We start from the raw sequence: 13402 nt of genomic DNA, 5'->3' as shown, positions 1-13402 counted from the left end.
GCTATTAAGGGCAAATTCTAACACAGAATAGTTGAATAAAACCTTAACGGAACCGCCGCAGTTCCTAATTACGGATGATGATATTGAGAATATTCTTATCAGAAGACGCCTGCACGCTAAAATATTCGCATGCAGGCGCCAGGCCTAGCGCTGATGGATAAGCTTATAGAGCGCGGGAATAACCAGCATTGACAATAGCGGTGCCGTGACCATGCCGCCAATCATCGGCGCGGCGATACGCTGCATCACCTCTGAACCGCTTCCTCCGCCCCACATTACGGGCAGTAGGCCCGCCATGATGGTGGCCACCGTCATCACCTTCGGTCGAACGCGCAGCACCGCGCCTTCGTGGATCGCGCGCATCAATAGGCTATTTCCGCCTTCAGATCCGCTCCGCCAATATTTATCCAATGCCTGGTTTAAATAAAGCACCATAATGACGCCAAATTCCGCGGCCACGCCTGACAGCGCGATAAACCCAACGGCCCCGGCCACGGAGAGATTATACCCAAGCAGCCAAAGCAGCCACACGCCCCCAATAAGCGCGAAGGGCAATGTCCCCATTATTATCAGGACATCTGAAACGCGTTTAAACGTCAGCCAAAGCAGAATAAATATAATCATTAGCGTTACCGGCAAGACTAATTTGAGCTTTGCCGTCGCCCGCTCAAGATATTCAAACTGCCCGGACCAGGAGAGCGAAACGCCCTGCGGCAATGCCACCCGTTCAGCCACGCGCTGCCGCATGTCATCCACGGCTGATTTCAGGTCGCGCCCGCGCAAATCAACGTAAATCCAGTTGGATAAACGGGCGTTCTCGCTTTTCAGCATCGGCGGGCCTTCGCTCACCGAAACTGTCGCCAGCTCGCCAAGCGCCACCTGGCTACCGTTTGCGGTGACGACCGGCAGCGCGCGAAGCTTGTCAACATTGTCGCGAAGACCGCGCGGATAGCGCAGATTAACAGGATAACGCTCGCGCCCCTGTATGACTTCGCCGATATTGTCGCCGCCGACCAGGGTGGAAACCATGCCCTGCAGCTCGTCAACCGAGACGCCGTAGCGCGCGGCCTTGAGCCGGTCAATCTGAATATCCACATAGCGTCCGCCGGCCAGCCGTTCAGCCAGCGCGGAGGTAACGCCGGGCACCTGCTTCACCACGCGCTCAATCTGCTGCGCCACGCGCTCGATATCCGCAATATTATTGCCGTTCACCTTAATGCCGACCGGGCTTTTTATCCCCGTAGCCAGCATGTCCAGCCGGTTGCGGATAGGCGGAACCCAGACGTTTGCGATCCCCGGCAGCGATACCGTTTTGTCGAGCTCTTCGACCAGCTTTTGCGGCGTCATCCCGGGCCGCCACAGCTCGCGCGGCTTAAAGCGGATGGTCGTTTCGAGCATGGTTAACGGCGCGGGATCGGTGGCCGACTCCGCCCGCCCGGCTTTACCGAATACGCTTTCAACCTCCGGCACGCTTTTAATTAGCCTGTCCGTTTGCTGCAGCAATTTTGCGGCTTCCTGCGCGGATATTCCCGGCAGCGTTGAAGGCATATAGAGCAGGTCTCCCTCATCCAGCGGAGGCATAAACTCGCTGCCCAGGCGGCTTAGCGGCCATAGCGTGGCGAGCAATAGCACAAACGCCAGCACCAGCGTCGTTTTGGGAAAGGTGAGAACTTTATCCAGAAGTGGCTCGTATAACCGAATCAACGCGCGGTTGATCGGGTTCGCCTTTTCATCCGGGATCTTACCGCGAATAAAATACCCCATCAGCACGGGCACCAGCGTGATCCCAAGCCCGGCCGCTACGGCCATTGACCACGTCTTGGTGAACGCCAGCGGCGAGAACATTTTCCCCTCCTGCGCTTCCAGCGAGAAGACGGGAATAAACGACAGGGTAATGATCAGCAGGCTGCAAAACAGCGCGGGCCCTACCTCAATAGCCGCGCGCTCCGCCAGCTGCCAATACTCTGCGGATGAAGGCTGCCGGCCCGGGTTATCATGCCGCCACCGCTCGAGCACCTTATGCATATTCTCGATCATCACGATCGCCGCATCCACCATTGCGCCGATGGCAATGGCAATCCCGCCGAGGGACATAATGTTGGCGTTAATGCCCTGATAATGCATAACGACGAACGCGCCCAAAATCCCCAGCGGCAGGGAGACGATCGCCACCAGCGCCGAGCGGAAATGAAACAGGAACAGCGCGCATACCAGCACAACCACCGCAAACTCTTCCAGCAGCTTGTGGGTTAAGGTTTTGACCGAGTCCTCAATCAGCGTCGAGCGGTCGTACACCGGCACAATTGCAACGCCCTGCGGCAGCGTTTTCTGCAGTTCAGCCAGCTTCGCCTTCACCGCGCGAATGGTCTCCAGCGCGTTCTGCCCGTAGCGCATCACCACCACGCCACCGGCAACCTCCCCCTCTCCATTCAGCTCGGCCACGCCGCGGCGGATCTCCGGACCAAAGCCGATCGTCGCCACGTCCTTGAGCATAACCGCCACGCCGTCGCGGCTGGTTATTACCACGTTGCGAAAATCCTCCAGCGTACGCAGGTAGCCCGTGGTGCGCACCATATACTCCGCCTCGCCCATTTCCAGCAGCGCGCCGCCGCTCTCCTGATTGGCGGCCTGCACGGCGCTGGAAAGCTGGCCGTGGGTAATATTGAGCGCGCGCATTTTTGCCGGATCGGCGACGATTTGATACTGGCGCACCATCCCGCCGATGCTCGCCACCTCCGATACGTTCGGCACGGACTTAAGCTCAAACTTCAGCGTCCAGTCCTGGATGGCGCGCAAATCCGCCAGGCTGTGCTTTCCGCTGCGGTCAATCAGCGCATATTCATAGATCCAGCCGACGCCCGTTGCGTCCGGCCCCAGAGAGGCTTTCACTCCCGCCGGAAGCTGCGCCTGCGCCTGGCTTAAATACTCCAGCACTCTGGAGCGCGCCCAGTAGAGATCGGTCCCCTCTTCAAACAGAACGTAGACGTAAGCATCGCCAAACATTGAAAACCCACGGACCGTTTTCGCCCCCGGAACGGACAGCATGGAGGTGGTCAACGGCCATGTGACCTGATCCTCAATCACCTGCGGCGCTTTGCCGGGATAGCTTGCCTTAACGATAACCTGCACGTCAGAAAGATCGGGCAGCGCGTCCAGCGGCGCGCGCTGCACCGCCCAAATGCCCCACCCCACCATTGCCAGCGCGGCAAGGATCACCAGCAGTCGGTTACGCAATGAAGCGCGAATGATGGCCGCAATCATGGCGTCACCTCCGGCACTGCGCTGCGAAGGCTAGCTTCTGAATCAATCAGGAACTGGCCGGACGTCACCACGGTTTCGCCCTCCTTCAGCCCCGCGCGAATTTCCGTCCACCCCTGCGCCGTCATGCCCGGCGTGACGTTCACCGGCCTGAAGTAGCCGTCCCCCGTCGCGATCAGCACCCGCGAGGCGTCACCGCTGTTGATGACCGCCTCCCCAGGCACGGCCAATACCGGCGGGCGCTCTGGGGTTTGCGCGCGGCGAACCGTGAGATACATTCCGGGCCTCAGCTTTTGCCCGGCATTTCTTAGGGCAACGCGGGCTTTTAGGGTTCGGGTCGCGGCGTCCATTTGCGGCAGCAGTTCGCTGACCGCACCGTGAAACTCCTCGCCGGGCCAGCTCTCCGACGTGGCGACCATTTCACTGCCCACCGTCAGGGACTGCGCCTGAGCCTGCGGGTAATCAACAATCAGCCAGACGGGGTCAAGGCTTGCGATTTCGAAAAGCGGCGCGGTTGCCGTGATTTGCGCCCCCTCCCGCACGTCCAGCTTCACGACGTATCCCGCCCGTTCGGCCCGCAGCGTCAGCGTGGCCTGCGGCCTGCCGCTGCGCTCCACCGCGCGAATCACCTCTTCCGGCATAAACTGCAGCGCCAGCCGCTCCCGCGCGGCGCGGGTTAATCTTCCGTCACCCAGCTGGCGAACGGCCAAATACTCCTGCTGCGCGGCCGTCCATTGCGGCATCCACAGCTGTGCCAGCGGCTCTCCGGCCTTGACCTGCTGCTGCTGCGCGTTCACAAACAGCTTTGAGACCACGCCGTTCGCGGGCGCAGGGACCACCGACACGCTGCGCTCATCGGCAGACACCGTGGCAAACGCCGAGAACGGAGAGACCATCTGGCGCATCTGCGCTTTTGCCGTCTTCATGCCGAGATTCTGCTGCTGCCGGGTGCTAATCCCCACCCCGCTCGCCGCGTTCTCTTCATCGGCATAGCGTGGAACCAGCGCCATATCCATAAACGGGGATTTACCCGGCCTGTCAAAGCGCTGTCCGGGCACCATCGGATCGTACCAGTACAGCACGGTACGCTCTGGCGCCGGAGCCGCCGCGGGGTGATGGGCCGTTTTCTGTCCGAGCAGGTAGCCGCCGCCGGCTGCGGCGAGGATCGCAAGGGCGAAGGTAGTTAAGGTCAGTTTTTTCATTGCGCCAGCTCCTGCGGGATCAGCCAGTTTACGGCGGACCAGGTGCGCGCCATCTCGCGCTCGGCCTGGTTTACCGCCAGTTCCGTATCCAGCACGCTTCGGCGTGCCTCGAGCAGTGCGGGAAGCTCCGATTGTCCCGAGCGATACTGGGCCGTCATGACGTTTAGCCTCTGGCGCTGCAGCGGTAACACGTCGTCCCGCTGACGCTGCCACAGGGCCTGCGCCGCCTGATACTGCGCCACCAGCGTTTGGATCTGCGCAATATGTTCGCGTTTGATAAGCGTGAGCTGGTCCACCGCCTGCATGGAGCGGGAAACGTCGGCGGCATACGCTTTGTCCTGCCTTTTGGACTGAAACAGTGGAAGATCGACGCTAAACATTACGCCCGCCATGTCGTCATAGCCTTCAGCGCGATGGGCGTAATACACCTCTACGTCCACGTCAGGAATGGCCGCCACGGCGGATTGCGCCGAACGGGCCTTTGCCGTTTCCGCTTCGCGTCGGGCGGCTTCCACCTCAGGATGCTGAAGCACGCCCGCCTCCAGGGTAGTGATATCCGCAGGCAGGCGCTGGTAGCGCGGGAGCGGCCCGCTCGCGTCGGTGATGGTCTGCCCCGTCAGCTGGAGCAGCCTGCTTTGGGCAAGCCTGACGTCGCGACGCGCCAGCGTCTCTTTGTCGCGCATCGCGCTCAGGGTGACCTGCAATGCCAGCACGCTGTCCGGGGCGGAACCGCCGGCTCCGACGCTCGCCTTTTGTACGCCGCGCTGGCGTTCCGTTTCGCCGACCAGCGCGCTGGCGGTTTTCAACGCCTGCTGCGCAAGCGCCAAATCCAGCCACGCCTGCGCGGTATCGCGCTGAAGCGCCGCGCGGATCGCCTCAGACTTTGCAAGCACGCCCCGCGCCTGCGCCTGGAACGTCTGCGCCTTGCGCTCACGCTTCTCGGCGCTGACGTAGCTTTGCATGATGCCAATTTTCTGCATGGTCATGCCTTCCCGCGTCATTCGCCGGTCGTTGCTGCCCTGTACGGGCACGTTTTCAATGCCAAACTTCAGCTTCGGGTCGGGTAATTGCGTGGCGGAATCGGCCATCGCATCCAGCGCCTGCGCCTCGTTGCGGCTGGCGGAAAGTTCGGCTGAATAGCGTTGGGCTTCGGCGAGGGTCTGTTCGAGCGTCCACGGCTCCGCCTGTACGGCGGAGCTCAAGAGACCGAACAGCACCCCACCGAGCCACAGGCCCAGTGTGTGTTGTTTCATGGTGTCCTCGCCTAGCGCTGCGGCGTCAGCGAGACAATCTGGAAACCCTCGCCCGCGCGTTCGAGGATGAAGGTCACCTTGTCACCCGGCTTCGCGCCGTTCAGCACGGCACCGGAAGATAAGGTAAAGGGCATGGTCATGGCTGGCCATTTCAGTTCGGGTATGGCGTCATGCTGGAGCATGACCGATTGCGCAGAGAATGACTGGACAACCCCGCGGCCCTGCCAGCGCTGCGCCGAAGGGGCGACAGCCTCGTCGGCCTGAACGGCATAAGGGGCGAAAGAAAGCGATGCGCCAAGCAGCGCGGAGAAAAATAAAGCACGCATGATAAAGCTCCTGTTAAACGTAAATTAAATTAAAATCAACGAATTAACAGGTTTTTATTCTCTAAACCGGCAATAGCGAATCGTTGCCGGTGGCCCCACGGCGGGCGGGTTAACGGACCATGCAGAATAGCCAGCAGAGCGGCATTCCGGCACGTTCAGGGCGATCGTCATTGCTGACGGGAGCGCGACGAGCTGCGGCTGGGCCGGTTCTTTCTGAACCTGATCCGGCACGCAGTGCTTCTCGCACAGCGGCGATGCGTCGGACGCGTGCTGCGGCGCGGCGTTGCCCATCATCTCCATGTGCTGGATAGCGGCAACCTCTCCGCGAAGATCGATGGAGCAATCGTGAGACGCAACCGCAACCTGACTCTGGATCAGCAGCCAGCCAAAGGCCATCAAAAACATCAACAGATGCTTTTTGAGAAAGCGCAGGCGGTAGGTCCAGCTGGCGTGCATAGCGGCGTCATCGGGTGATGAAAAGTGGGCCGAGTATAAGCGGGAAAAGAAAACATTGAACAGCGCGTTTAAAGAGATTTACGTTTTTTATCCGGTATCTGTTAATTATCCTCAGCACGCTAACAATTTAGTAGCAGATTAATGACATATAATACGCATTCAGGCGGTCAATAAAGTCATGACATAAATGTTGTACCGATGGCAAAATAATGCCGATATCTTCTTTAGTCATCCATTTATTGATTTTAATCAGCTATGGATGATGGTTAATTCGGCACATTTCATCCTTCTTTTTTATTGATTTTTTTACTCTTGGGCTGCAAGGATACAGGGGAAACCATGCTAACGTTTATCGAGCTCCTTATTGGAGTCGTCGTCATTGTCGGCGTTGCGCGCTACATCATCAAAGGCTATTCCGCCACGGGCGTACTGTTTGTTGGCGGCCTGACGCTGCTAATTATCAGCGCGCTCATGGGCCACCAGGTTCTGCCTGCCAGCGAAACCAGCACCGGCTATACGGCCACCGACATCGTTGAATACATAAAGATTCTGCTCATGAGCCGCGGCGGCGATCTGGGCATGATGATCATGATGCTGTGCGGTTTCGCCGCCTATATGACCCACATCGGCGCGAACGACATGGTGGTGAAGCTGGCGTCCAAGCCGCTCAAGTTTATTAACTCCCCGTACCTGCTGATGATCGCCGCCTATTTCGTCGCCTGCCTGATGTCCCTCGCCGTCTCCTCGGCGACCGGCCTCGGCGTGTTATTAATGGCTACCCTGTTCCCGGTGATGGTAAACGTGGGCATTAGCCGCGGCGCGGCGGCGGCCATTTGCGCCTCCCCTGCGGCGATTATTCTGTCCCCAACGTCCGGCGACGTGGTGCTGGCGGCCAAAGCCGCTGAAATGTCGCTGATCGACTTTGCCTTTAAAACCACGCTGCCTATTTCTATTGCCGCCATTATCGGCATGGCCATTGCGCACTTCTTCTGGCAGCGCTATCTCGATAAAAAAGAGAACATTCATCACGAGATGCTGGACGTGAGTGAGATCACCACCACCGCGCCCGCCTTTTACGCCATTCTGCCGTTCACCCCGATTATTGGCGTGCTGATTTTTGACGGTAAATGGGGTCCGCAGCTGCACATTATTACCATTCTGGTGATCTGCATGCTGCTGGCGGCGGTGCTGGAATTTGTTCGTGGCTTCAATACGCAAAAAGTCTTTTCGGGCCTGGAAGTGGCCTATCGCGGCATGGCCGATGCCTTTGCCAGCGTGGTGATGCTTTTGGTGGCCGCGGGCGTGTTCGCCCAGGGCCTGAGCACCATCGGCTTTATTCAGAGCCTGATCTCCATCGCCACCTCGTTCGGTTCGGCCAGCATTATCCTGATGCTGGTGCTGGTGGTGTTAACCATGCTGGCGGCGATGACCACCGGTTCCGGTAACGCCCCGTTCTATGCTTTCGTTGAGATGATCCCGAAGCTGGCCCATTCATCCGGCATTAACCCGGCCTATCTGTCGATTCCTATGCTGCAGGCATCAAACCTCGGACGCACCATTTCCCCGGTCTCCGGCGTCGTGGTCGCCGTTGCCGGTATGGCGAAAATCTCTCCGTTTGAAGTGGTAAAACGCACTTCGGTCCCCGTCGTCGTGGGCCTGATCATCGTAATAATCGCCACGGAAATTATGGTCCCCGGCTCTGCCATAAGCTAAATTTCCTGACCATCAAAAAGCGCCTCCCGGCGCTTTTTGTGCTTTAATAATCCTCAGAAATAAATCACACCCCATCTATCAGGAAATTAAATGTTCAGGAAGGATGTCGTTATCCCCTCTGGCGCCATCGCGCTTGCACTCTGCATATTCTCCACGCAGGCAGAACCGCTTAAGGCGACGCAGTACGGCGACTTCGATCGCTACGTTCTGGCGCTCTCCTGGCAAACGGGTTTCTGCCAGAGCATAATCGAACGCAATCGAAACGAGCCGCCCGAGTGCCGCATGCAAAAAGAGAGCGACCGCAAAACCGATTTTCTGACCGTTCACGGGCTCTGGCCCGGCCTGCCTAAGTCGGTCGCCGCGCGGGGCGTGGACGAACGCCGCTGGATGCGCTTTGGCTGCGCCACCCGGCCCGTGCCTAACTCGCCGGAAGCTCGCGCCAGCCGTAAATGCGCGGCCGCCGAAACAGGCTTATCCCTCTCTGCCGCCGCGAAGCTGAACAGCGTCATGCCCGCTGCGGGAGGAAATTCCTGCCTTGAGCGCTACGAATATGCCAAGCATGGCGTCTGCTTTGGCTTCGATCCGGACGCCTATTTCGGCACCATGGTGCGGATGAATCAGGAAGTTAAGGAGAGCGCGGTGGGGAATTTTCTGGCGCAGAATTACGGAAAAACCGTAAGCCGCCGCGATTTTGACGCTGCCGTGGCGAAAGGCTGGGGCAAAGAGAACGTGAAAGCGTTCAAGCTCACCTGCAACGGCAGCCCGGCGTATCTGACGGAAATGCAGATCTCGCTGAAGGCCAGCACCATTAATAATCCGCTCTCGGCAGGTTCATTTGCTCCGCAGCCGCATCCGGGCAACTGCGGCAAGCAGTTCGTGATTGATAAAGTTGGCTACTGACCCGCACCGGGGCGAACCAGATCGAAGCGATGTTCATCGCTGATGCCATAGTAGGCCGTCGGCCCGCCCGCGCGCAGGATGGGCTGCGCCCTGGCGGTCTGGTAAATGCCCTCTTCAAGAAGCGTTTCGGCGATATGAATTCCGACCACCTCACCCAGCACCAGCCAGGTGTCAATCAGCGTACCGTCGGCGCCCGTAAGCTGAATACGCTGTGAAAGCCGGCACTCGAAGTTAACCGGGCTTTCCGCCACGCGCGGCGCGCGCACCAGCCTGCTGGCTGCGGGCGTAAGGCCGGCAAAGGTAAATTCATCCTCACCGTGCGGGAGCATCGCGGAGGTCTGATTCATCGCCTCTGCCAGATCGCGCGTCGCCAGGTTCCAGACAAACTCCCCGGTTTCGGTAATATTGCGCACGCTGTCCTTCCAGCCGTTGCTGGAAAAACCGATAATCGGCGGGCGGTAGTTAAAGCAGTTAAAGAAGCTATACGGCGCGAGGTTTAGCCCTCCGTCGCTATCGCAGGATGAGATCCAGCCAATCGGCCGCGGGCCGATAATGGCGTTCAGCGGGTCATGCGGCAGGCCGTGCCCCTGAGACGGTTGGTAAAAGTACATAGTGCTCTCTTTAAGATGGGCATACGAATTGCGCTTCGCTCATCGCCCTGGTTCAGGACGATCAGCGTAGCGCAATCCGCGAGATATTATGACTGAATAAATTTCAGCAAATCTTCGTTGATCTGATGCTTATGGGTGGTGCAGATACCGTGCGAGCCCCCCTCGTAGACTTTAAGCTCGGCGTTCGGCAGGATTTCCGCCGCCACGCGACCGCAGGTCTCGATCGGGACGATCTGATCGTCATCGCCGTGGATCACCAGCGTAGGAATGGTCATCTTTTTCAGATCTTCGCGCAGGTCCGTTTCCGAGAACGCTTTTACACAGTCGTAAAGCGCCTTGATCGAGCCCTGAAGCCCCTGCTCAACGAAGCTTTCCCGCACGGCTTTGGACTCTTTGGCCCCAGGACGGTTGTAGCCGTAGAACGCGCTGGTTAGCTCATAGAAGAACGCGGCGCGGTCGTTAACCACCCCTTCCCGAATACCATCAAACACCTCTTTCGGCACCCCGTTCGGGTTAAAATCGGTTTTGATCATAATCGGCGTTACCGCCCCAATCAGCGCCGCTTTGGCGACACGATCCGTGCCGTGGCGACCAATATAGCGCGCCACTTCCCCGCCGCCCGTCGAATGCCCCACGTGAACGGCATCCTTTAGATTGAGATGCGCGGTCAGCTCGGCGAGATCGTCAGCATACTGATCCATGTTGTGGCCGTCCCACGGCTGCGCCGAGCGGCCATGCCCGCGGCGATCGTGCGCAATGACGCGAAATCCTTTCGACCCCAGATATAACATTTGATCTTCAAAGGCATCTGCCGTTAGCGGCCAGCCGTGGCTAAACACGATGGGCTGCCCACTTCCCCAGTCCTTAAAGTACAAATAGCTGCCGTCTTTCAAGGTAAGTTTGTCGTAATCGCTCATGAGATCTCCTGGAAGAAACGCGGGATGCGGATAGGCGCCGACAAAGGGCGCTTAAAAAGAATAATGCAAATTTGAGAGGCTTCACCTTTTTCGCTAAAAATTCATCTGGCGCATGAATGTGACCCGCATCACTTCAAACTTGCGCATTCAGCAAGTATCATCAGGAGAGTTAAACCCTCGCTGCCAGACGGCGAGGGTTTTCTTTTGGATTGGTTTCTGCGTGACGCGCAGCATTAACGACATGGAGTAAAAATGTCCAGACCTACAATCATCATTAACGAACTTGACGCAGAACGTATCGACCGACTCCTGGAAAAACCGGAGTTCGCCTCGCTCCCGGTTGCCGACGCCCTGAACGAGGAGCTTGACCGTGCGCAAATGTGCACGCCCGAGTCGATGCCGCACGACGTGGTGACGATGAACAGCCAGGTGAAGTTCCGCAACCTGACGACCGGCGAGGAGCTGACCCGCACCCTGGTCTATCCGGCGAATATGACCGACAGCAGCGCGCAGCTTTCCGTGCTGGCGCCCGTGGGCGCTGCGCTGCTCGGTTTGCGCACCGGTGACACCATTCACTGGGAGCTGCCCGGCGGTGCCTCTGCCCATCTTGAAGTGCTTGAGTTGCTCTACCAGCCGGAAGCCGCGGGCGAATACCTGCGTTAATCCCCCCCTGCACATGCGCCCTGCGCGCAGACCGGAGGATGCCATGCATCCTCTTTGTGCAATTTCACCCAATCCTCCTATTTCCCGCAAAACGGCCTTAATCCACGCTTAATCTGTTTTGGTGCCGCGGGGACGGTCATGGGTGAGACGCTGGTTATAACGCTGGTATTTCTTATTATGTTGGCGGTCATCGTCATTGCCGTGCTCTATCTTGAGCGACATGAGTAAGCGCTCAATGTCACACGACCCCGCCAGGAAACGCGTTAACCAGACCTTTGACCTTCTGCTCCGCCGCTTCCGCGGACGCCGCGCCGGGCACCAAAATCACCTTGCGGCACTCTTCTTCCCGCTTTTCGAAAATTTTGTAGGCGCGCTCAGCATCCGCCAGTGGCAGATAATGCGTCACGATCTCCTCCGGCGTCAGCAGGCCTTTTTCGATTAACGGCAGCAGCTCTCCGAGCCACGCATGAACGTGGGTTTGTCCCATTTTAAAGCTCAATCCTTTGTCAAAGGCGTCGCCAAACAGGAAGCCGTGAATAAACCCGGCATACACTCCCGGCACGCTGACCACCCCGCCGCGCCGCACGGCGGCAATGCACTGGCGCAGCGCTTTGCCGCTGCTGCCTTCAAGTTTGAGGTTGCTGAGGATCGTTTCCGTGGTGCTACCTTTAGCCTCAAAGCCCACCGCGTCAATAACCGCATCCACGCCTCGCTGGCCGGCCGTTTGCTCGATAATTTTTTCCGCGGCATCGCTGTTCTCGTCGAAGTTGATGGGGATAGCGCCGTAGCGTTCCTGAGCAAAACGCAGCCGATAGGCATGATGATCGACGATGAAAATCTGTTCTGCACCCAGCAGCCGCGCGCACGCGATGGTCAGCAGCCCGACGGGACCCGCCCCAAAGATGGCCACGCTTGAGCCTTTCTCAATCTGGGCGTTCTTGGCGGCCTGCCAGGCCGTCGGCAGGATATCCGAGAGGAACAGGGCTTTGTCATCTGACAGCAGCTGGGGCACTTTGAACGGCCCCACGTTGCCTTTCGGCACGCGAACGTACTCCGCCTGGCCGCCCGGCACGCCGCCGTAGAGGTGGCTGTAGCCAAAGAGCGCTGCCGGTGCGGGGATCTGTTTCTTGTTCAGCGCCGCGCCCTGCCCGGCGTTGGTTTTTTCACAGGCCGCAAACTGATTGATGCGGCAGAAGAAGCAGTCCCCGCAGGCTATCACGAAGGGAATAACGACCCGCTCGCCCTTTTGCAGCCCCTTCACGTCGCGGCCGCACTCGACGATTTCCCCCATAAACTCGTGCCCAAAGATATCGCCGTGCTCCACCTTCGGGATCTTGCCTCGATAGAGATGAAGATCAGAGCCGCAGATGGCCGTCGCCGTTACGCGGAGAATAATGTCATCAGGCTGTTCGATGATGGGATCGGGGACATTTTCTACCTTCACATGGTGTGGACCGTGGTAAGTGAGTGCTTTCATTCGACCTCCAGAGATGCGGGTAAGCTTCTAAAAGGGTAGCTACCCCAGGCGATCCGCCCTGGAAATATCGGTATTTAAGATTTGTCCTGGCAAAGCAAAAAAGTGCCAGACGGCTAGCAGAAACCCGTATTATTTTGTGGTTGAATGCTTTTAGCGTTTTTAAACAAGGAGAAACGGGTATGTATCAGACAATCATAATGCCGGTTGATGTTTTTGAAATGGAGCTGAGCGACAAGGCCGTACGCCACGCGGAGTTCCTGGCGCAGCAGGATGGGATCATTCATCTTTTACACGTTCTGCCGGGTTCCGCCAGCCTCAGCCTGCACCGCTTCGCCGCCGACGTGCGCCGCTTTGAGGAACATCTGCAGCACGAAGCGGAAACGCGCCTGCAAACCATGGTCGGGCACTTCAGCATCGATCCTTCACGTATTAAAACCCACGTCAGGTTTGGCAGCGTGCGCGACGTTGTGAACGAGCTGGCGGAAGAGCTGAAGGCCGACGTCGTCGTCATCGGTTCGCGCAATCCGTCGATCACCACGCATCTTTTAGGCTCCAACGCCTCCAGCGTGATCCGCCATACCCATATTCCGGTGATGGTGGTCAGATAGCGCGCATAAAAAACCCCG

The 13402-nt window shown here is 58.4% G+C and carries 13 protein-coding genes; 5 read left to right on the top strand and 8 right to left on the bottom strand.

Features of this window, described 5'->3' with window-relative positions:
- Positions 1-144: 144 nt before the first annotated feature.
- From V1599_RS08690 to V1599_RS08670, 5 genes are read right to left on the bottom strand one after another with little or no spacing between them, the layout of a single operon-like run.
- Entirely contained in the window at positions 145-3261 is a 3117-nt protein-coding gene (locus V1599_RS08690) for an efflux RND transporter permease subunit (protein ID WP_395301376.1), read from the bottom strand.
- On the bottom strand, positions 3258-4460 hold the full coding sequence (locus V1599_RS08685; protein WP_395301375.1) for an efflux RND transporter periplasmic adaptor subunit: 1203 nt from the start codon (positions 4458-4460) through the stop codon (positions 3258-3260). The genes V1599_RS08690 and V1599_RS08685 overlap by 4 nt, the downstream gene beginning before the upstream one ends.
- A complete protein-coding gene (locus V1599_RS08680; protein ID WP_395301374.1) occupies positions 4457-5713 on the bottom strand; it encodes a TolC family protein in 1257 nt (418 codons plus the stop codon). Before V1599_RS08680 ends, V1599_RS08685 begins: the two co-directional genes overlap by 4 nt.
- Before the next feature lie 11 nt (positions 5714-5724).
- Positions 5725-6039 carry a copper-binding protein gene (locus V1599_RS08675; RefSeq protein WP_395301373.1) on the bottom strand — a complete coding sequence of 105 codons (315 nt, stop codon included), beginning with the start codon at positions 6037-6039 and terminating at the stop codon, positions 5725-5727.
- Positions 6040-6093: 54 nt separating this feature from the next.
- On the bottom strand, positions 6094-6495 hold the full coding sequence (locus V1599_RS08670; protein WP_297119287.1) for a hypothetical protein: 402 nt from the start codon (positions 6493-6495) through the stop codon (positions 6094-6096).
- A 339-nt stretch (positions 6496-6834) separates the two neighbouring features.
- Here V1599_RS08670 and dcuC point away from each other — a divergent pair, with 339 nt between their 5' ends.
- Entirely contained in the window at positions 6835-8208 is a 1374-nt protein-coding gene (gene dcuC, locus V1599_RS08665) for an anaerobic C4-dicarboxylate transporter DcuC (RefSeq protein WP_395301372.1), read from the top strand.
- A gap of 90 nt (positions 8209-8298) precedes the next feature.
- On the top strand, positions 8299-9108 hold the full coding sequence (gene rna / locus V1599_RS08660) for a ribonuclease I (protein ID WP_395301371.1): 810 nt from the start codon (positions 8299-8301) through the stop codon (positions 9106-9108).
- Here the strand turns inward: rna and V1599_RS08655 are convergent.
- Positions 9102-9719 carry a flavin reductase family protein gene (locus V1599_RS08655; RefSeq protein WP_297119290.1) on the bottom strand — a complete coding sequence of 206 codons (618 nt, stop codon included), beginning with the start codon at positions 9717-9719 and terminating at the stop codon, positions 9102-9104. The two genes, rna and V1599_RS08655, sit on opposite strands and share 7 nt — an antisense overlap.
- Positions 9720-9805: 86 nt before the next feature.
- The gene (locus V1599_RS08650; protein WP_297119294.1) at positions 9806-10636 is read right to left on the bottom strand and encodes an alpha/beta fold hydrolase; all 831 of its coding nucleotides are present in this window, start codon (positions 10634-10636) and stop codon (positions 9806-9808) included.
- A gap of 252 nt (positions 10637-10888) precedes the next feature.
- Between V1599_RS08650 and rnk the strand changes: the two genes are divergently transcribed.
- Positions 10889-11299, top strand: a complete 411-nt coding sequence (gene rnk / locus V1599_RS08645) for a nucleoside diphosphate kinase regulator (RefSeq protein WP_112011538.1) — start codon at positions 10889-10891, stop codon at positions 11297-11299.
- Positions 11300-11437: 138 nt separating this feature from the next.
- Positions 11438-11527: a small membrane protein YldA gene (gene yldA / locus V1599_RS08640; protein ID WP_395301370.1), complete on the top strand. Its 90-nt coding sequence runs from the start codon at positions 11438-11440 to the stop codon at positions 11525-11527.
- A 10-nt stretch (positions 11528-11537) separates the two neighbouring features.
- Here yldA and V1599_RS08635 read toward each other — a convergent pair whose 3' ends face one another.
- On the bottom strand, positions 11538-12776 hold the full coding sequence (locus tag V1599_RS08635; protein ID WP_395301369.1) for a zinc-dependent alcohol dehydrogenase: 1239 nt from the start codon (positions 12774-12776) through the stop codon (positions 11538-11540).
- A 179-nt stretch (positions 12777-12955) separates the two neighbouring features.
- Here V1599_RS08635 and uspG point away from each other — a divergent pair, with 179 nt between their 5' ends.
- The gene (uspG, locus tag V1599_RS08630; RefSeq protein ID WP_112011540.1) at positions 12956-13384 is read left to right on the top strand and encodes a universal stress protein UspG; all 429 of its coding nucleotides are present in this window, start codon (positions 12956-12958) and stop codon (positions 13382-13384) included.
- Positions 13385-13402 lie beyond the last annotated feature (18 nt).

It is taken from the genome of Enterobacter sp. ECC-175 (assembly GCF_043968675.1).
In the GTDB taxonomy this organism is placed as follows: domain Bacteria; phylum Pseudomonadota; class Gammaproteobacteria; order Enterobacterales; family Enterobacteriaceae; genus Enterobacter.
Note: the sequence above shows the minus strand (reverse complement) of the source record. Positions and strands in the feature narration are given on the sequence as shown.